General features: G+C 54.3%; 14 protein-coding genes. 9 read left to right on the top strand and 5 right to left on the bottom strand.

Annotated elements, in window-relative coordinates:
* Positions 1-307: 307 nt before the first annotated feature.
* Both GYMC10_RS26500 and GYMC10_RS26495 read right to left on the bottom strand, forming a co-directional pair.
* Positions 308-5,272 carry an alpha/beta hydrolase fold domain-containing protein gene (locus GYMC10_RS26500; protein ID WP_015737344.1) on the bottom strand — a complete coding sequence of 1,655 codons (4,965 nt, stop codon included), beginning with the start codon at positions 5,270-5,272 and terminating at the stop codon, positions 308-310.
* A gap of 98 nt (positions 5,273-5,370) precedes the next feature.
* Entirely contained in the window at positions 5,371-6,690 is a 1,320-nt protein-coding gene (locus GYMC10_RS26495; protein WP_015737343.1) for a polysaccharide lyase family 7 protein, read from the bottom strand.
* Between the two features lie 416 nt (positions 6,691-7,106).
* Between GYMC10_RS26495 and GYMC10_RS26490 the strand changes: the two genes are divergently transcribed.
* Genes GYMC10_RS26490 through GYMC10_RS26480 form a run of 3 tightly spaced genes read left to right on the top strand, consistent with a single transcriptional unit; the run spans position 7,107 to position 10,518 of the window.
* The gene (locus GYMC10_RS26490) at positions 7,107-8,522 is read left to right on the top strand and encodes a deoxyguanosinetriphosphate triphosphohydrolase family protein (protein ID WP_015737342.1); all 1,416 of its coding nucleotides are present in this window, start codon (positions 7,107-7,109) and stop codon (positions 8,520-8,522) included.
* A gap of 24 nt (positions 8,523-8,546) precedes the next feature.
* Positions 8,547-9,488, top strand: coding sequence for an LLM class flavin-dependent oxidoreductase (locus GYMC10_RS26485; protein WP_015737341.1), 942 nt, complete (start codon positions 8,547-8,549; stop codon positions 9,486-9,488).
* Between the two features lie 49 nt (positions 9,489-9,537).
* Positions 9,538-10,518, top strand: coding sequence for a TRM11 family SAM-dependent methyltransferase (locus GYMC10_RS26480; RefSeq protein ID WP_015737340.1), 981 nt, complete (start codon positions 9,538-9,540; stop codon positions 10,516-10,518).
* A 13-nt stretch (positions 10,519-10,531) separates the two neighbouring features.
* On the opposite strand, the gene GYMC10_RS26475 is transcribed toward GYMC10_RS26480, so the two are convergent.
* Together GYMC10_RS26475 and GYMC10_RS26470 are read right to left on the bottom strand one after the other, a co-directional pair.
* Complete coding sequence (locus GYMC10_RS26475) at positions 10,532-10,843, bottom strand: MGMT family protein (RefSeq protein ID WP_015737339.1); 312 nt, start codon at positions 10,841-10,843, stop codon at positions 10,532-10,534.
* Between the two features lie 142 nt (positions 10,844-10,985).
* A complete protein-coding gene (locus GYMC10_RS26470; RefSeq protein WP_015737338.1) occupies positions 10,986-11,939 on the bottom strand; it encodes a D-2-hydroxyacid dehydrogenase in 954 nt (317 codons plus the stop codon).
* Positions 11,940-12,237: 298 nt separating this feature from the next.
* Between GYMC10_RS26470 and thpR the strand changes: the two genes are divergently transcribed.
* The 3 genes from thpR (at position 12,238) to GYMC10_RS26455 (ending at position 14,539) form a co-directional block, all read left to right on the top strand.
* The gene (gene thpR, locus GYMC10_RS26465; RefSeq protein WP_049788743.1) at positions 12,238-12,819 is read left to right on the top strand and encodes an RNA 2',3'-cyclic phosphodiesterase; all 582 of its coding nucleotides are present in this window, start codon (positions 12,238-12,240) and stop codon (positions 12,817-12,819) included.
* Positions 12,820-12,916: 97 nt separating this feature from the next.
* Complete coding sequence (locus GYMC10_RS26460; RefSeq protein ID WP_015737336.1) at positions 12,917-13,813, top strand: cell wall hydrolase; 897 nt, start codon at positions 12,917-12,919, stop codon at positions 13,811-13,813.
* Between the two features lie 42 nt (positions 13,814-13,855).
* Positions 13,856-14,539, top strand: a complete 684-nt coding sequence (locus GYMC10_RS26455) for a metal-dependent hydrolase (RefSeq protein WP_015737335.1) — start codon at positions 13,856-13,858, stop codon at positions 14,537-14,539.
* Positions 14,540-14,637: 98 nt separating this feature from the next.
* Here GYMC10_RS26455 and GYMC10_RS26450 read toward each other — a convergent pair whose 3' ends face one another.
* Positions 14,638-15,813 carry a UDP-N-acetylglucosamine--LPS N-acetylglucosamine transferase gene (locus GYMC10_RS26450; protein WP_015737334.1) on the bottom strand — a complete coding sequence of 392 codons (1,176 nt, stop codon included), beginning with the start codon at positions 15,811-15,813 and terminating at the stop codon, positions 14,638-14,640.
* Between the two features lie 327 nt (positions 15,814-16,140).
* Here GYMC10_RS26450 and GYMC10_RS26445 point away from each other — a divergent pair, with 327 nt between their 5' ends.
* The 3 genes from GYMC10_RS26445 to GYMC10_RS26435 all read left to right on the top strand — a co-directional run bounded on the left by GYMC10_RS26445 (position 16,141) and on the right by GYMC10_RS26435 (position 19,481).
* Complete coding sequence (locus GYMC10_RS26445) at positions 16,141-16,722, top strand: TetR/AcrR family transcriptional regulator (protein WP_015737333.1); 582 nt, start codon at positions 16,141-16,143, stop codon at positions 16,720-16,722.
* 213 nt (positions 16,723-16,935) lie between these two features.
* Positions 16,936-19,203 carry a YhgE/Pip domain-containing protein gene (locus GYMC10_RS26440; protein WP_015737332.1) on the top strand — a complete coding sequence of 756 codons (2,268 nt, stop codon included), beginning with the start codon at positions 16,936-16,938 and terminating at the stop codon, positions 19,201-19,203.
* 77 nt (positions 19,204-19,280) lie between these two features.
* The gene (locus GYMC10_RS26435; protein WP_015737331.1) at positions 19,281-19,481 is read left to right on the top strand and encodes a hypothetical protein; all 201 of its coding nucleotides are present in this window, start codon (positions 19,281-19,283) and stop codon (positions 19,479-19,481) included.
* The last annotated feature ends 35 nt before the right edge of the window (positions 19,482-19,516 follow it).

Here is a 19,516-nt window from a genome sequence, read left to right as displayed (position 1 = left end):
GCTGGCGCATTGGCGGTAGGCGCGATATAAATTACCGCTTATATGTAATATTTATCGGTCTATATGTTTAACCAAGCAGGAATAGCCTGAAAAAAGAAAAGTCGCCTAGCGGCGACTAAAATAAAGCAGCGATGCAGTTTTCGATGATTTTTCTACTCCGGGTTGCCATAATGTAATATTTATCAGTCAATATGTTTAACCAACTAGGAAACCAACTAATTTCTCGACGTAAAAGGTAAAATAACGTGCCTCCCCACGCGTTGCCAGGCATTATACCTCACCTCACCTCACCTCACCTCACCTTACCTCACTTCACCCTCACCGTCCCCACCGCATTTGCTTGATTCCCCGCATGATCCGTAACGGTATAGGTCACCGTGTAGATTCGGCTTTGGCCGCGTGCCGATTTCTCCGCTCGCAGCCGGAAATGAGTGTCATGGGTACCGAATTCGGCATCCTGAACATCCGGTCCTCGATCACCTCCCTTGCCTTTGCTTTCGCTGTTACTCGCGTCCTTATCTTTCTCAATGGAAATCTCCTGGCTATCCCGGCTACCCCCCTTGCCGCCTGCACTCTCAATGGTGATGGAGGTTAGCACGATGGACGCAACGCCAGAGCCTTCATCGCTGGATTCGAGGCTGGCGCGAATATCGACCATTTTGTGATTCGGCGCCTTCAATACGGAAGGCGAGAGCGTAACCTTAAGAACTGGGGCGATTTTATCGATATTCGACACGGTTGCCGTTAGGGTGCCTTCGTTGCCGTCCTCATCCGCATATTCGAAGGTAAACGAACCGTTCTCCGTAAACCTGTAAGTTGGAGATCCGCCGTTATTCGTAACGGTAATCGGACTCTCCGACACCAAGGCTGCTATAACGTCTCCATTTGTCGGGGCCGTCGTGCTGTACTCCAGGCCCACGGTGAAATCGGTATACGTGACGCCAGGTGCCGCCGTGAAGTTCTCGCCGATATTGTCCAGCGTATTGCCGCTTAGCTTGATATTCTTGCCTGCCTGGAGCTGAATTCCGTTGCTGTTGCCGGTGATGGTATTGTCCAGAATCTGCACGTTCTCCGGGTCTCCGGCTCCGATGCCGCCCGCGTTGGTGTCCCCGTTGTCATGCTCGAGCAGGATGCCCCAATAATGCTCGGCCGTATTCTGGCGGATCGTGTTGCCTTTGATGATCGTGCCCGGGCCGTTCAAAATATTGATGCCTGCCGCGTTAGGAATATCGAGGGTATTCTCGATCCGGTTGTTCTCGATGATGGTATCCGGCGAGCCCATCGATACGACGATGCCTTCCCGCGCATTGCGGATCGTGTTGTCGTGGATATAGTTTTGCGGACCGGATTTGCTGTGATTGGTCGGGGCGGTCCCCCCGGTATTCCCGATGCCGATGCCGCCGCCATACGGCATGTCGGTGATCAGGTTATCGTGGATCTCGTTAAAATACTCCAGCTCCCCATGCAGATCAATCGCATCCAGCCGGACCTGGCGGAATTCGTTGTGCCGGATCACATTGTTATGGGCCACATATTGAATGAGTGCGCCGTGTCGCAGGTAAGGCCCCTCGAAGGAGGAGTCCTCGACCAGATTCCACCTGGTATCGTTGGCAAACCCGTTGCGGTCGACCTTCGGCACGCCCTGAATGGATACGCCGTACCCGGCACCGCCCGGACCGAGGTCCGTGGCATTTCGGAACGTCGTGTTGCGGACAACGATGTCATGGCTGTTCTCGATGCGGACGCCCATGCGGCTGAATTTCTCGATCGTCACGCCGTCGATCGTGATGTTGTACGATGGCGCCTCGCCATAATTAGCGGCAATGATCATCATGTCGGGCCCGCCGGCATCCGGGTTGTTGATTCTGTGATCCGTCGTGTACTGGCCATCCCAGGCAGATGTCAGCGTCAGGTTGGAGATGGTCAGATCATGCTGTTTGGCGGATCTCAGCATCGTGCTGTTGCGGACCTTGTTCAGCGAGGTCTTTAGAATCGCGCCGTTCTGGCTTTCCCCGCGTAAATTGACCTTGGATTTCAGCATCAGATTGGTCAGTCCATCGGGCGTGCTGTTTAAGTTGTAAACCCCATTCGGGAAAAACACCTCGTCGCCCGGGAGCGCTTCATCCATTGCTCGTTGTATCGCCGGTCGATCGTCCGTTGCATTGTCTGCAGGATCAGCCCCGTAATCGACCACGTTCAACGTCCTTCCGGTAGCAGCAAAAGCCTGATGCACCGGATGGTCGCTGCCGTCCGCATTCTTCATGCCTGGGGCGGTAAAAGGAACGGTACCCTCCGGCGGCAGCGGCACAAAATCCGGAATGATCGCCACGGGCGTATCCCCGTTAGCGAAAGGCGGATAGATATGAACTTCCGTTAGGCTCGTATAGGCACTGCCGTCCGAATTTCCGCGCCCGGTCAGCTTCACGTAACGCGCACTCGTGTCCGTAACGTCAAAAGGCTGCATCGCGGTGGTGGTTCCGCTGCTCGAACCGTTGAAGAGCGGAGACCAGGTCACGCCGTCATCGGAGGTTTCGATATCGATCTCCGTAGCGCGAGTGTCCCCTTTATAGAAGGCGATGCCCAGATAACCGATGTCCCGGGCCTCGCCGAGATCGTACATGATCCACGGACCGTCGCCGGCGGCAGACCAGCGGGTGTACAGATTCTGGTCCAGGGTATTATCCTCGATGTTGCCGTCGCTGCCGCTTGCCGTGACCGAGACCACTGGCCAAGGCGCTAAGGGAGCGCTAAGCGTCGTAACCTGCAGCGTAAGCGGAACCGGACTGACGTTTCCGGCGGCATCCACGGCCTCGACCTTATAGCTGTACTCCGTGTGCGGAGATAGCTCTTCCGCTTCATGGCGGGTGATGTCGGAGTCCAGCTCCATGACTTTGACGCCGTTTTGATAAACGTTATACTTCGCGACGATCTTGTTGTCTTCCGCCGTCGGCCATGACAAATGCACATAATCTTCGCCAATGCTGCCGATGGACAGGCGGCTTCCGTCCGGCCAGGACGGCGGCGTTGTATCCTGACTGGAATCCACCCATTCGCTCACGACCATGGCAGGTCTCGGATTGCTGGAGCCGTTGGCTTCCTTGGTATAGATATTGACGCTGACACCGGTATGGGCCGCATCCGCCAGGAGAAACGATACGCTGCCATCTGTTAGGTGACTGCGGACATAGTCCGTCACATCGACGCTGTATACCTCCGGCCGGCCGCCATTCTCGGCCTGTACGGTAAACGATCCAATATAAGCATTTGGATCGAGAACGTTCACGGGTGCATTGTTCCAAGTCAGTTGTCTTTCGCTCCAGGCTGTATCCTCGATCCCGTAGAGGGAGAGCTCAAGATCCGTGTTGCTGGTGCCTTTTTTCGCGGCGACCTGGAATTCGTAGCGGTAATCGGGATCGCTCAGAGTGGAAGCATCGAATTTGAAATAGACATACCTTTTGTTGGTTGTACCGGATGAAACGCTAAACAGACCGACGCTTGTGCCTGTAGCGGAATTGATATTGGCGTCCGGTTTGGAGCTGTCGATCAACGCATCGTCCGAGGGCTCCAAACGGCCAACCTCAACGGGGATGCCCGTTGAAGGATCAGTCGGGTCGGTGGGATCGGTCGGATCCGTCGGATCAGGAGGCGTGTAGCCGTCTTTGTAGAGAATCGGCGTCGTGACCTCCAGATTCTTTACGTGCTGCTCCATGAAGGCCCAAGCTTCCGCATCCGCGGTTGTTTTGGCTTCTCCGGTAAAGCCGTGGCCTTGGCCGGGAACGATTTCGAAATCGACCACAGGAACGCCGGCAGACATCAATTGATTGGCGAAGGTGACGCTGTCGGTATAAGGGATGGTGGCGTCCGCGTCTCCATGCCGAATCCAGAACGGCGGATCATCGGGAGTGGCGTACGTTCCGGGCATGGCAAGCCGTGCTTCAATCGGGACGGACAGGGCGTTATGCCCGCCGAGCAGCTTCGTGACCGAACTGTACCGGTCGGCAAAATCGGTCGTGAAATCGGCAGGTCCATACCAGTCCACCACGGCCTGCACCTTGGTGGAGTATTCCGGCCAGCCACCGGCGCCTTCGATATCGGGAAGATGCACCGTATCCCCGGTATCCAGCGTGACCGTGTCCTCCAGAGTCAGGTCTCCCGTCGTTCCGAGCAGGGAAGCGAGATGCCCTCCCGCCGAAGTGCCCCAGACGCCGATTCGGCTCGGATCGATGTGGTATTGCTCGGCGTGGGCGCGCAAATAACGGATGGCCAGCTTCACGTCTTGAATTTGGGCCGGGTAAGGCGCTTCGGGAGTTAGACGGTAGCTTAAGGAAACGCCGATATACCCGCGTTTAAGGACATAGTTGCAGATGCTGCCCAGGGCGTTTTTGCGGTCGCCCTTGTTCCAGCCTCCCCCGTGAATGTAGATCATGACCGGCATAGGCTCGGCCGGCGGAGTGCTCGGAACGGCGATGGACGTATAGAGGTCCCGGTCGCCGGCTTTGCCAATCAAAACGTCCTCATAGAGGGTTACGCCTTCCGGAGCAGGGTATGGGCCGGTTTCGGCCGGCGGGGGTTCAGGCACGGGATTGATCGCAGGCGGAATGCCCGGGATGGCCTGACCAGACAGCGAGACGCTGTCGATATACATATTGGCGTTCATCGGATCACCTACCCGGAACTGGATTCGCACGTTCGGATTGCTGTTCGCTTCCGGCGGCAGCGTCCAGGTTTTTAACGTGTTGGATTCGCTGCGCGGCGCTTCAGGAGTTCCCGGGGCCAGCTTGAAATCCTCCAACAGGCTCCAGGTTGAACCTTCGTCGCCGGACCACTCTGCCACGATGCTTCCGCTGACATAAGAGGAGGCTCTCGTATAATAACTCAGCTTGATGTTGCCGTAACCCGTCGTATTGACGGGCAGATAGACGGAATCGGTCACGTCGATTTTCATGAGGTTCGGCGTGGACGGCGCGCTGCCGGATACGGAGGTCTTGGCTTTGCTTCCGCCTTCCCCGGTTTGAACCCAGGGCAGGGGAACGACGACCCCTCCGGCGGTGCCGTATCGCTCCGAATCGAAGTTATCGGAGAAGAACAGAATATCCGGACCTTCTGGTTCCGGTAGGAGATCGGAAGCTGAGGCAACAGATTCTGCCGCAAGATCGAATTCTGCAACAGATTGTGCAGATATAACAGGAAGCTGCCCTGGGGATGCCATGACGCTCATGGTTATCAGCAGGCAGAGGACTAGGCATGAGAACCGGTAAAGTTTCTTCTTCAACGTTTCATCCCTCGCTTTTCGATTGGTAGTTGAAGCGTGTTTAAGAACGCCCGGAAGCAGGCGCTGGACTGTCCGGGCATCGGATGGACAAGTGGAAGCTACGGATGCATGTGCGTTAGTGAGAAGAAAGTGGCTTTGACATGGTCGGATTGATCGGAGGTGGTATCGGATTTGTTCTGGTTATAGACGCCTGCCTTGAAGTAAAGATATTTATCGTTGTAACCGCTTGGGAGGGTATGGTTCACGGTGGTGGCCGATCCGCCCTCCGGGATTACTTTTACCGTCATGAACAGTCCGGTCACCTTGATTTCATAGCTCCATTTCTGGCCGAGGGCAATGCCGTTTACAGGGTTAAGCTGGTTCGGTCCGCCGAGTATGTTCACCCAGGTGTTGTTGTTGTCCAGATCATCGGTCCCAAAATAAACCGCACCCCTGCTGTCCGAAGGACGCTTGTGGTAATAAAGCCGTATCGGCTCGGTGCTGGGGCCATGGATTTGCCCGACCACGACGCGGCCGATTTTATCGGCTTCGTTACCGCTGACGGATACACGATCCACGCGTAAGGTAGCCTTCATCGTTCCATCCACGCCGCCGGCCTGCGACTTTATGGATGGGGAGGAGGTAGAGGTTACCCAATTATTGGCCCATGAGGAGGCGCTGTTCGTCGACGGATTCAGCATTTCCCGAAGCTCGGAGCGGGTGTAGGTGCTGTTCGTGGTGGTCTCGCCGATATTAGGGGATGTGAATACCATGCCGCCGTTGACGGGATCGGTATAGAACCAGCCCGGATGCTCATAGCCGCCGGCGAGTGCGCTAGCTGGAATCTCGGACGCGTCAGGCAGGGTGATTTTCCACTTGGTTAGGTCAAAATTGCCCGAAGGGGGTTTAGCCGGGTCAAGGGCCCCGCCTCCTCCATCCGTAGGGTCTCCCCAAATTTCGACCTCCGTATAACTGTTCCAGTCATTGGAGGTGTTGCCGTAGCCCACAATGCGTACATACCGGGCTTCCGCGACGGGGATGGAGAAGGATTGCAGCTGGTTGTTTAGAGCGCTAGTGACAGCGTTCCGGGCTTGAAGCCAGTTGGAGCCATCCGATGAGGTTTGGATATCGAAGGTGAATGTGCGCGAATCTCCGTTGTAAAACGCGATCTTGACCAATGAAACCGTTTGGGCGGACCCAAGATCCAGTCTTAGCCAAGTGCCGTTGCCTTCACCGGACCAGCGTGTGCTAAGATTGCCGTCCACCGCTTTCGATGCATCGCAAGCACAGCGGGTGTCGTAGCTGCTGGCCGATGCGGAAGCCGGGTACTTGCTCTCATTAGCTGCCATGCTCTGTCCTTCAAACAAAGGAGCAAGCAGCATGGCTGCACTGATCAGGCAGAAGGTTATTCTTTTGGGTAAAGCAAACCTTCGTTTCACGGCGATCCCTCCCGTAGGTTGATGTAATCGTTAATAAATATCATTTCCCTCCTTTCTGCGGTGCGCTTCAGACTGGTATGACAGCGCTTACCTAAAACGTAGCAAGAATGTGCGCACAGGTCTTGTGTTAATCCTATAAGTACTTGGTATTTTTGCATAATGGGAGGATTTATTGCGCCTTCTGCTTCCAAGCAGCTTTCCTGGATGATGAAGCATCGTGTATTTGGATTTCGCCACACCTGACTCGGACAGGAAATATCTTGCATGGCGATAACGGATATGATGAGCCGGGTATACAATGAGGGAACAGGCGGAAAGGGAATAACATTTTTCTTCGGATGCCGTATGGCATATAATCTAAAGAACGAACGATTCCGAATCGACCCTAAATAGATAAAAAAACAGGAGTGGGACAAATGACACTGAAGGAGCTTAGAGAGCATCGCCAATATCCGGAGCAAACGAAGTCGGATGCTTCACGCGCGGTATACGAGCGGGATTATTCGCGCCTGATCCATTCGCCGACGTTCCGCAGGCTGCAAGGAAAATCGCAGGTATTCGGCGCCGGCACCGGCGATTACTACCGGACGCGCTTAACGCATTCGCTTGAGGTGGCGCAGATTGCGAGAGAAGCTGCACGGAGCCTGACGCGTCTTTATCCCGAAGTGCTGCCGGAGCAGGCCGAGAACGCAGGGCTGATGATTGATCCCGAGGTGGTGGAATGCGCGGCGATCGCCCACGATTTCGGGCATCCTCCGTTCGGCCATAAGGGCGAAGAGGTGCTGCAGGGCATTCTGGAGAAGCTCATTGACCGCAGGACCGAGAAGGAACTGACGCGCCAGCCCGGCACGCCGACACCGGAGCAGGCGGCCGAGGTGCAGCAGGCCATGCGGCGCAAATATGAACATTTTGAAGGGAACGCGCACAATTTCCGGCTGATCATGTTTTTGGAGAAAAGAGAGAACGTAAACGGCCTCAACCTGTCGGATGCGGTGCTGCTTGGCATCAACAAATATCCGTTCTCCGGCCTGGTTAATCCCAAGGGGATGTACCGGCATGAATGGGAATACATCTCTCATATCCGGAAGGAGTGGCAAATCCCTGGCACGCACAGAACGCTGGAAGCGCAGCTTATGGATCTGTGCGATGACATCGCGTATTCCGCGCATGATCTGGAAGATGGCATCAAAGCCGGGAAGATTGAGGTGCATGAGCACTTTCTGCGGGACAGCCATCTCAACAAATTGATCGTGCAGAAGATCATGACGCTGGAAGACGAGGTGTGGAAGGGATGGACCAAGGAGCAGATCCAGCCGAAGGTGGATTTGGTGCTGGACGAGTTTCTGAAAATATGGAACGAAAAAATGCCGACCTGCGAGAATGATTATTCACGTACACGGCGCGAGGTCAAGGCCTACTGGGTCAGCCTGTTTGTGGGCAGCCTTGGCGTGATCGCGAACGGGGATTGGAAAAAGGTCACGTTTGTCAAAGACGGCGTCGAAGACGAGGATATGCTGCGTACCGTCAGCGTCCTGAAAAGTTTCGCCTGGGTGACCATGATTCGCGACCTGCGGGTTCAGCGCCTGCAGAAGCGCAGCGAATGGATCATCAAGCGATTGTGGGATGCCTTTCTGGATCCTGTCGCTTCAACGGCGATCATTCCATCCGATTGGCTACAGCGTTATGAGGCGGATCAGAAGCGGGCCCAGCCGATCTGGACGTGGGAGCATATGGTGATTGATTATATCGCAGGGATGACGGACGCTTTTGCCGAGAAAATCTATAACGAGTTATATGGACTCAAGGTGGGTTCGATCTATGATTTGGATTAGTAACCGCGATACAAGGGGGATTGCATGAATAGCCAATTGAAACTGAGCGTGCTTGATCTGGTTCCGCGATGGGGAGAGAGCTCGTTCGAAGAAGCCTTGCAGCAAGCGGTGATATTGGCGCAGTCTGCTGAACAATGGGGCTACGGGCGATACTGGGCAGCGGAGCATCATGATCTGGAGCACCTGTCCTGTGCGTCGCCCGAGATCCTGCTGTCCCATATCGGCGCCCGAACAACGCGCATCCGGCTCGGTTCCGGGGCCGTGCTGCTGCCCCATTACAGCCCGCTGAAAGTGGCGGAGAGTTTCCGCATGCTGGCGGCGCTGTATCCCGGTCGCATCGATCTCGGGATCGGGCGGGCGCCGGGAGGTTCGGCCCATACGAGCATGGCGCTTAGCGGGAATTTCTTGGGGCATGTGGCGGATTTGCCGCAGCGGATTCAGGCTTTGACCGAACTGCTGGAGGACCGGTATCGCTACGACGATGTGCCGGTGGCAGCCAAACCGGTACCCGCAGCGCAGCCGGTGTTGTGGATGCTGGGCACGAATACGAAAGGTGCCGGGTATGCAGCCGAATTCGGGACGGGCTATGTATTCGGACAGTTTATGAGCGATACGGACGGGACGGAGATTCTCCGTTCTTACAGGGAAGGCTTTCAGGCAAGCGCTGATTTGAGAGAACCGCGTGCGATGGTGGCGGTGAGCGTGATTTGCGCGGAGACGGAGGAGCAAGCAAGGAAGCTGGCCGCGTTAATTCCACGGCCTGGGGAGAGCACCCTTCCTTCGGAACCGACGGATTCCGATTCTGCCGGTCCATCCCGGAGGCTAATCATCGGCACGCCTGCAAGCGTGCGAGATAAGCTGCAGATGATGGCGGAAAAATACCGGTGCGACGAGTTCCTGGTCGTTACCCCCGTGAGCGATTACAGTGCGCGGCTGGAATCGTATCGGCTGTTAATGGGGCAGTAGCGACTGCTGCACACTGCTGCACATATATAATAGAAGAGAGACGAAATACATGATGAATACGAACGACTATGACATGACCTTCGGTCCGTCCTCCATGAGCGATATATCATCTTATCTGTATACGTATGCCTGTCATGAAACCGAGCGGGCGCTATGCTTGATGGAGCTGACGGAGCTGTTCGGTCAGGGGCCTGACGGAGCGGACTGGCTGGAAAGCGAGCGGCGGGTCGATCCGAATCGCAGCCCGTTCCTATCGGCCTGCCTTGACGTCAAGATGACTGGAGAATCCATCGAAAGCATCGCCGAGCAAGCAGGCCGCATTCGACTTAACCAAACGACCTTCAAAGTCGTCTGCCTTAAGGCGGGCGATCGTTTCAGCTATGATCAATTGCGCGGTTTCGAACGTATGGTAGGTGGCCGAATCGAAGGAACGGCGCAGATGAAATCTCCGGATGTCACGCTCGGCCTGATATCCCTAAACGGAATCTGGCGATTGGGGGGATTGCACGAGCCTGAACGTGCCTGGCTGGAGCATAAGCGGAAGCCGCAAAATTATTCGACAGGGCTCAGCTCGAGGGTGGCCAGGGCGCTGGTCAATCTGGCCGTGCCTCGGATAAACGGTGCCACGCTCATGGATCCCTGCTGCGGAATGGGAAATGTATTGATCGAGGCATTCTCGATGGGAATCCCGGCCGAGGGCCGTGACATCAATCCGCTCGCGATTCGCGGAGCGAGGGTGAATCTCCGGCACTACGGTTATGATGACAATAAAGTTGCCGTCCAGGACATGAACACGCTGCATGGACATTATGATGCCGCTGTACTGGATTTGCCGTATAATCTGTGCTCCGTCTTTCCAGAGGATGAGCAGTTGCGGATGCTGAAAAGCTTACGCCGCTTGTCAGATCGTGCTGTCATCGTCAGTACGGAGCCGCTAAGAGAGCAGCTGACGGACACGGGGTGGAAGGTGCTTTCTCATTGCACGACCCGCAAGGGGAGCTTTGTAAGGGATATTTGGCTGTGCGAATAAACGGCTACCCGATTTATTCGGCAGGATCATATCGATACTTCTCCAAATCAATGATGCCTTTGTGATTGACGGCAACGCCTTCGTCCTGCAGATACAGCTCCTGCATGAGCCTGGACTCATCGTCTTGGATCGCAATTTCTCCTTTGGCGTTGATGACCCGATGCCACGGTAGCTTGTGAATATGACTGAGGGTGTGAAGTATTCTGACGACCTGCCGGGCGCCCCTTGGGCTGCCGGCCAGTCTGGCCACTTGTCCATAAGTCATCACGTATCCTTCCGGGATGCTCTGAATCACTTCAATGACGCGTTTTGTAAACGGCTGCATTTATGTGTGCTCACTCCATTTTCCATATAAATAAAAAGGGCGTCCCGACAGGCATGGAAAACCTCGGGACGTTCCTTTTTTTTGACAAGCTCCTTAAACCAACGCGTGGATCATAATATGCTTAACGACTTGTTGCCTAGTCTTAGTACGACTTGCTGTAATCGACCACATTGCGGGACAACGGCTCTCCGTTTACATAACGCTTTAAATTCTCCAGGAAAATATCCACGGCACGCTCGCCGTATCGATCCGTATCGCCTGCCATGTGAGGCGTCATGATGACGTTGTCCAGGTTCCATAGCGGATGGTCCGCAGGAAGCGGCTCTTCCTCGAAGACATCCAGTCCCGCGCCTGCCAAACCTCCGGATTGCAGCGCTTGAACCATGTCGTCCGTGACTACGGTCTGGCCTCGGCCTACGTTCACGAAGAAGGCGGAGACCTTCATCGCCGAGAATCTTGCCGTATTGAACAGTCCGCGGGTTTCATCGGTCAGCGGCAGGATATTGACGATATAATCGCCTTGCGCCAGCGCTTCATCGAGCTGATCGACCTTATACATCGATTCCACGTAAGGATCGGACTTGCCGGAGTTGCGGACCCCGACGGTCCGCATGCCGAACGCCTGGGCCACGCGTGCCGTATGGCTGCCGATTTGGCCGACGCCGACGATGACGATGGTTTTGCCGGTCAATTCCGTGAACGTGCCGGACGTATCCCACTTGTTGTTCGACTGCTGGCGGATCGCGAGATGAAGGTTGCGGTTGAAGGCCAGGATCATCGCAAAAATATGCTCCGTGATCGGAACGCTATGTACGCCGCTGGCGTTGGTCAACTGAATGCCTTTTTCCTCAAGTTCCCGGAGCGGCATTTTATCCACCCCGGCCGACCAGGCTTGAATCCATTTGAGTTTACTGTCGGCGGACAATACCTCGTCCTGCATGGAGCGTGACCAGCCGATCATGATCTCGGCATTCCGAACGATGCTTCCCGTCAGCTCTTTCGCTTTTGTCACCAACAGGTCATAGTCGGGGGCAATCTCCTTGATTTTTTGCTGCTGCTCGGCGGTTAAGTCGTGTATGGCCACGATGTTCGGCATGGTACTACCTCCTAAGGAATATGATGTTCAACCAGAATCATAGCGAAAATCTCTTAGGGAACATATTATCAGAAATCATCGCTTTGCGCATGAACGAACGGACGCGATTGGTAAAATTGTACATGAATTATTGTCCGATTTATGGTAAATTGAAGCTTCATCATATTTTTAGGCGAATTTGATGTACCCCTCATACTATTTTCAGATGTTCTTGCTCAAACTATAAACGAACCAGGAAAACATGGTGGCAGTGCTTAGACTGCTAGCGATAAAAGATGATTGGAAGGAAGTGTCGTAGTTGAGCCATTCGGCTGAGGGAGCTATGGATCGTTTGTTTGTTGCCGTGCGTCTGCCATCGGAGGTCTCCTCCCGGATACAGGATTGGACGGAAACATTGAGGAAGCATGCCAATTTCAAAAAATGGGTTCATCCGCAGGATTACCACATTACCTTACAGTTTCTGGGCGATACGCCCTCTCATCGCATAGCGGAGCTTACCGGTGCGCTCCAGGAGGTAGCCAAGGAACGCAAGCCCTTCAAGCTCAGTCTTTATGATGCCGGCGTGTTCGGGGCAAGCGGCTCCCCAAGGATTCTATGGGCTGGGGTCGGCGGGGATCTGAATGCGCTCGCTGAGCTGCAGCAATCGGTCGTGTCGCGGATGGAATCTTTCGGATTCGTACCGGAGGAGCGTCCCTTTCGACCGCATATTACGGTTGGCCGGAAATTTCAAGGAAATCAAACATTTTCTTTGGATGTTATCGGAAAAGGACCCGAACCTATCCAGTGGGACGTGCTAGAAATGGTTCTTTTTCGAACAAATTTACAGGCGAGCCCGATGTACGAAACCGTAGGTGTGGCGCGGCTTTCGACCATTTTTTGAAATTGAAAATAGAATGTTCATAAAATTACCATGTTTTCAACGCCTAAAAATGTGGTTACATAGTGTAGAAATGTGCCGACATCATAGGAGGAAAAATATGGTTATGAAAGTGCTACGGCAAAATCGCTGGGTTGCGCTGCTCATCGGAGCGCTCTTTGTGAGTTTGTCTCTTATAAGTTTGCTTGGAATGCAATCGAAAACGACGGAAGGGAAAGAGCCAAAGCAGGACATGCCCAAATTTGTAACGGCTGCTCCGGTTCCGGAAGGCGACCCTGATCACTACGTTAAAGCTGAGAGTAGGCAGCAGGATAGGGAACCTGTCAACATTTTGTCTTCAATTGTTTTCCAAGAGTGGAATAAGCCGGGGAGCAAGGTTCATGCTTTTTCAAACGCAAAAGGCATTGGTTTAGCCTCCGGGAATATCAACTCGAAAGCATCATTGAAGACTGCAGATGAGAAGAAGAAAGCAACCAAATCTCAGGCTGCGGACGGGAAACCGGCAAAACAAAAGGGGACTCATGTCGTCAAATCCAAGGCGGAAAGCCTATCACCCCCCACAACTTTATTCTTCACAAGAACAAATACGTTAACCCAGGACCAAAAAGACAAAGCGACCTGGACCTATGATTTGTCAGCTGAAGAACTGCTTCTGCTCCAGAAGATTGTCATGGCAGAGGCGGAAGGCGAACCGTACGAAGGCAAGGTGGCAGTTGCCAACGTTGTCTTAAACCGGCTGCGGTCAGCCAATTTTCCCGATACGATTACCGATGTCATCTATCAAAAGCATCAATTTAGTCCTGTAGCGAACGGGCGTCTTAAACGTGTCCAGCCGAACGAAGAGACGATTAAGTCCGTGAATGCGGCGCTTCATGGCCAAAAAGAGGTGAAGGACGATACGTACTTCTTCCTGTCTTTGAAGCTGGCTCAGGATCTCACGGTGCATCATTCCAGGACTTTTGTTAAAAAAATAGGAAATCACTCTTTTTACAAGTAGTGCCCATAAGGGTAAACTAGGATGTAGGAGGTGTGTTTAACCATGAATATTACGTATTATGGCCATTCCAGCATATTGGTGGAGGAAGGCGGCGTTCGTGTCATCATCGACCCGTTGCTGTCCGGTAATCCCGGTTCCGGCATCGAACCCAGTGACGTGAAAGTGGATGCAGTGGTTCTGACGCATGGGCACTCCGACCACTTTGGCGACTGCATCGAAATTGCGAAACAGAATGATTGTCCGATTATCGCCGTGTACGAACTCGCCGTGTATTGCGGCCAGCAGGGAGCCAAATCCCATGGAATGAATATCGGCGGAAGCGCGCAGTTCGACGGTTTTAAGGTGAAGTTTACCCCGGCCTTCCATTCTTCCTCCATCTCGGTGGGGGATACCTGGATCTATGCGGGGCAGCCTGGAGGCGTCATTCTGACCATGGGCGGAAAAACGTTCTATCATGCTGGCGACACAAGTTTGTTTGGCGATATGCGCCTGATCGGAGAGATGAACAACATCGATGCAGCCGCGCTGCCGATCGGGGATATGTTAACGATGGGCCCGCAGGACGCCCTGTTGGCCGCACAGTGGATTCGTGCGAAGCATGTCATCCCGGTGCACTATGACACGTTCCCGGGCATTAAACAGGATGCAAGGGCCTTCTGCGACGAACTGGCCCAAACGGGCATTCAGGGTCATCCGTTGAAAGCAGGAGAAACGCTGGAAATATAGATCGATTTATACTTAAAAAAGCTTCCCTGTCACATAGGACAGGGAAGCTTTTTGGTAGAGGATAAGTGCATAAGCGCGTTCTTGGAACAGGATGCATATTAGGGCTGGTCCGCCAATATTTTGACGGCATCTTCGGGATAAACGGGTATGCGTCCTTCGGTCAGCAATCCCATCACCTGGCCGGCGCAGTGGTCGGGCTCCAGATGAGGCGTGCGCTGCCGGCCCGCTCCGTTACGCTTCTTCTCCACCTGGTCATAATGATCGGACAGCAGGTTCAACCACTTGTCGATCACGGCAGGGGAGTCGAGAATTTCCCCGTAGCCTTCGCTGACAAAGAAGTGGGAATTCACTTCTTCCTGTCCCGGGATAGGCTCATAGAACAGCATCGGAATTCCCTTGGCGGCTCCTTCCGTGCATGTCATCCCGCCGGGCTTCGTGATGAGAAGATCGGACACGTCCATCAGTTTATGTATATCGTCCCGATAACCGAGAACATGAATGTTGGGATGCTGGAAGATCGGATCTTCGCGCATGCTGGCAACCAGCTTATCGTTCTGTCCCATACAGAAGACCAGCTGGATATCATCGGCCCTGCCGGCCAGCTTGCTGAGCAGCTCCTTGTTGAATACGAGGCCCCATCCGCCCCCCATGATCAGCACGGTGGGCATGTTCTTTAATTCAAGCTCGGCCTGCAGCGCAACCCGGCTGCCTCTTTCCCAGAACTTCGGATGCACCGGAATGCCGGTCACATGGATGAATTCCGGCTCAATCTCCCGCAGCATGAGCATCTTTTTCACATGAGGCGTCGATACGAGATATTCATCAACCTCCGGATTGACCCAGGTGCCGTGCGCATCATAGTCGGTAATCAGCGTATAGAGCGGAACATCAAGCCCCTGGCGCTTCAGGCGGGAGACCACGGCGTTGGGAAACGGGTGGGTGCATATGATCAGATCCGGTTTCAGCTCCTCGATGACGCGCTGGGCCTGCGCATAGAAAATCCGATGCAGCGCGAGCCGCGTCAGACGGTTTAACGATTTCTTATATTGCGAACGGTACAGCATGCCGACAAGGCGCGGCCGGGTGCTGACGGTTTTTCGATAAGCGGACAAAATCAACGGCCCCACGGTGGGATTCAAAAAATTGCCAAGTTCAATGACGCGGCAGTGGATGCGGGGATTCATCCGCTGTATACCTTCAGCCAGCGCATACGCCGCTTGCGTATGTCCTGTGCCGAAACCCTCTGAGAAGAGGAGCACTCTTGTATATCGCATGGTTTCACCTACTTCTTTCTCCCTCTATCTTACAAAACAGGAATCATTTTTTGAAGAGCGGCGCGAAAAAAAAGAGTATGCATCCTAAGTATACGCGCAAAAGGGAAAAGCATTTCAATTTATTTTACCGGCGGACTTTTTCTTTCATTAGACGTTATGATAAGATTTGAACCCTGCATCCGCATTTTCAAAAAAAATTAACGAAAGATATTGCAACGCATCCGATAATCTGGTAAAGTGATTTTTGACCGAATGACCAGAATTGTATTTTGGTCATTTTCGAAAGAAAAGGCCAATCAAAAGAAGATCGTAGAAGGAGGGGTAAGCATGCCAGCTGTGGACCGACGGAAGCAGGTGCTAGATGCTGCCTCCAAGTCGTTTGCTTTGTTCGGATACAAAGCGACGACGATGGAACAGGTGGCGAAGATTGCAAATGTTGGGAAAGGCACGATCTACACGTTTTTCACGAATAAGGATGAGCTGTTCGACGAGATCCTGCTATCGGCCATCATGGAGATGAAACGTCTGGCCGAACGGGAGATACGGAAGGACAGGGATTTCTTTGACAATCTCTACCGGGTGCTGGATGCGTTGCTTGAATTCCGAAGCGAGCATGAGCTGTTCATCAAGCTGTCGCAGGAAGTTCGGGACATCGGCACGCCTAAGGCGCATGAGGGATTGACGAAAGTGGAGAACGGAATCGTCGGGTATCTCAAGGGAATCGTGGAGAATGCCATTTCGATCGGTGAGATCAAGCCGCTGGATGCTCAGGTGGTATCCTTTGTGATGCTGAAGCTGTACGTTGCGCTCACGACCGACTTCAATCAGCTTCACAAGCCGCTCAGCAAGGAACAGATCAAGGAATATATGATGGTGTTCTTGGCTGACGGGCTCAAAGCCTCCTCGTAAGAGAAAGATGCAATCTCCTTTGTGATGAGGAAGGCGGACTCTCTTGGCTTGAGGGATCGCCTTCCTTGCCAGGGATCGTTTTTTTTGGTCTAAACTGACCGAATGAGCATATTGGTCATTGTGTACTGGAATGAAGATGTGATTTGCCGTAAGAGCAGATTCATGTCGGCTGGTTAACTGCTGTATCTATAGAAAAAAAAGGAGAGAGACTGGATGAAGTCATTATCTGTGTTTGCCAAAGATCTTGGTGCCGCCGTTCGGAATAAAAAAATATTGATTCCGATCATCGCGGTGCTGTTCATACCGGTCATGTACAGCGGTATGTTCCTCGGGGCCTTCTGGGACCCGTACGGAAAGATGGAGGATTTGCCCGTAGCGGTCGTCAATAACGACCAGGGCGCTGTTTTTGAAGGAAAGACGCTTCACGCCGGCGAGGATTTGGTGGCCGAGCTGAAGAAGGGAAAAGATTTTAATTGGCAGTTCGTTAACCGGAGTGAAGCTGAACAGGGCATGCAGGATAACAAATACTACATGACCATCAGCATTCCGGAAAATTTCTCGCAGCAGGCGACAACGTTAATGGATGAACATCCGCAGCCTGCGCAAATCGTCTTCGAGCCGAACGAAGGCTACAACTTTCTTGCGGCACAGATCGGCGGATCTGCCGTGAAGCAGATTCAGTCCAAGGTGTCGGCGAAAGTGACGGAAGCCTACACGGAAACCCTGTTCGACCAAGTGGCCAAAGTATCTGACGGCCTAAGCGAAGCGGGGGACGGCGCCACGAAGCTGTCCGAAGGTGCCGTGAAGCTGGACGACGGCGCAGTGAAGCTCAAAGAGAACCTGGCTAAACTCGTCAGCGGCACGCAGGAGCTGCAAGACGGCATCGCGCCATTGACGCAGGGCGTGCAGGAGCTGAATAACGGTGCCGGCAAGCTGAACACGGGAGCGGGCTCCCTCGCCTCCGGCCTGGATCAGCTTAAGGCGGCTCACAGCCAGCTGCAAGCAGGGGCAGAAGAGGCCGCCAAGGGCGGTGCCAAGCTGCAGGCGGGCATTGAATCTGCTGCAGCCGGCAGCACGGCCTTGAATGAAGGCCTGCAAGCCAACCAGGCAGGGGCAGCCCAGCTTGCCGCTGGCGCGAAGAGCGCTCATGATGGCAGCGGCAGCCTGAAGGCCGGCCTGAATCAATCGCTGGAAGCCACGGCTGCGCTGGAGCAAGGCGCAAAGGCCGTTGCGGACGGCCTGAAGCAGCTGGCCGAAGGCAATCCGGAGCTGATGCAAAGTCCGGAGGTTCAGAAGCTGCTGGCCGCGAGCCAGTCCGTCGCCTCCGGCACGAATGAGCTGAATGCCGGTCAGAAGCAGCTGGCGCAAGGCGCAGCGGAGCTGAACCAAGGCACGCAGCAGCTGCAGGAAGGCGCAGGCAAGCTGAGCGCCGGCGCGAACCAGCTCGCTGACGGCGGCAAACAGCTCGCCGCGGGCGGCCAAGAGCTGCTGGCCGGCGCCAAACAGCTGAACGCCGGCCAAAACCAATTGGCCGACGGCATGAAGCTGTTCGGCACGAAGCTGAGCGAAGCGGCAGCCGGCGGCAAGGAGCTTGCCAGCGGCGCGGCCGCCCTGTCGCAGGGCACGCAGCAGCTGGCAGGCGGAGCCGGCAAGCTGGGAAGCGGCGTAACGACCCTCGCCGACGGCTCGAAACAGCTGGATTCCGGGGCTGGCGAGCTGGTCAACGGAATGAACGAATTGAAGGAAGGCAGCGGGGAGCTTGCAGGCAAGCTGAACGAGGCTGCCGACAAGACTGGCGGTATCCAAACCACCGACGAAACGGTCACGATGTTTGCCGGACCGGTTCAGGTAGATGAGCATAAAGTGAACGAAGTACCGAACTACGGTACCGGATTCGCGCCATACTTCCTGTCGCTCGGCTTGTTTGTCGGAGCCCTGCTCTGCACGATTATTCTGCCGATCCGCGAGGCATCGGTACCGAACGCATCGGGCTGGAACCGGTTTGTCAGCCGTACGCTGTCCTTTGCCGGCATGGGATTGATTCAAGCGCTGCTGGCTTCGGTTGTCATGTTGTACGGATTGAAGCTAGAGGTTCAGAGCGTTCCGCTCTTCTATCTCTTCTCCATCATTACCAGCTTGTCGTTCATGTTCCTGGTGCAAATGTTCGTCACATGGCTGGATCAGCCTGGACGCTTCGTCGTCATCGTAATCCTGATCCTTCAATTGACAACGAGCGCGGGCACGTTCCCGGTAGAGCTGATTCCGAACTGGATGAAGGCTTTGAATCCGCTGCTGCCGATGACCTACAGCGTAAAAGGCTACAAAGACGTCATTTCCACGGGAAGCTTCGACGGCATGTGGGCCAACGTGGGCGTACTGGCCGGATTCGGCCTGGTGTTCCTAGTGTTGACCGCGGTGTACTTCCTGGCAATCCGAAACAACAAGCAAGCAGCAGACGCCGATACAGCGGTGACTGCGTAAGAAGAACTTCTATATAATATGTAAGGAAAAGGACTTCCCCGAAGGATCGAACAGATCCAGGGGAGGTCCTTTTTTTGATGAGCCGACATAACGTGGCGATCATCGACGCGATACCGGGTATGTTGCGTCAAGGTTCATCGGCTCCCCTCAACCTGCCGCTGGAAATATTCCCGAGAATCGATCATGAAGGAGCTTCATTGTATATAGGATGGATGGTCAGGATGATCACGGCTTCACTGCCGGAGAGAGGAGTGAGCGGCCAAAGCGGAGCGATATGATAACGAATTACGAAAAAAGTGATGAAAACCGCTTG

The organism is Paenibacillus sp. Y412MC10 (genome assembly GCF_000024685.1).
Taxonomy (GTDB): domain Bacteria; phylum Bacillota; class Bacilli; order Paenibacillales; family Paenibacillaceae; genus Paenibacillus_AQ; species Paenibacillus_AQ lautus_A.
The sequence above is the reverse complement of the archived record's forward strand: the minus strand, read 5'-3'. Positions and strand labels throughout refer to the sequence as shown.

Coding starts and splice junctions, on each gene's coding strand:
- GYMC10_RS26490 (WP_015737342.1), top strand. CDS start 7,107: ATGACACTGAAGGAGCTTAGAGAGCATCGCCAATATCCGGAGCAAACG.
- GYMC10_RS26455 (WP_015737335.1), top strand. CDS start 13,856: ATGAATATTACGTATTATGGCCATTCCAGCATATTGGTGGAGGAAGGC.
- GYMC10_RS26445 (WP_015737333.1), top strand. CDS start 16,141: ATGCCAGCTGTGGACCGACGGAAGCAGGTGCTAGATGCTGCCTCCAAG.
- GYMC10_RS26440 (WP_015737332.1), top strand. CDS start 16,936: ATGAAGTCATTATCTGTGTTTGCCAAAGATCTTGGTGCCGCCGTTCGG.
- GYMC10_RS26450 (WP_015737334.1), bottom strand. CDS start 15,813: ATGCGATATACAAGAGTGCTCCTCTTCTCAGAGGGTTTCGGCACAGGA.
- GYMC10_RS26480 (WP_015737340.1), top strand. CDS start 9,538: ATGATGAATACGAACGACTATGACATGACCTTCGGTCCGTCCTCCATG.
- GYMC10_RS26485 (WP_015737341.1), top strand. CDS start 8,547: ATGAATAGCCAATTGAAACTGAGCGTGCTTGATCTGGTTCCGCGATGG.
- GYMC10_RS26475 (WP_015737339.1), bottom strand. CDS start 10,843: ATGCAGCCGTTTACAAAACGCGTCATTGAAGTGATTCAGAGCATCCCG.
- GYMC10_RS26460 (WP_015737336.1), top strand. CDS start 12,917: ATGGTTATGAAAGTGCTACGGCAAAATCGCTGGGTTGCGCTGCTCATC.
- GYMC10_RS26470 (WP_015737338.1), bottom strand. CDS start 11,939: ATGCCGAACATCGTGGCCATACACGACTTAACCGCCGAGCAGCAGCAA.
- GYMC10_RS26435 (WP_015737331.1), top strand. CDS start 19,281: ATGAGCCGACATAACGTGGCGATCATCGACGCGATACCGGGTATGTTG.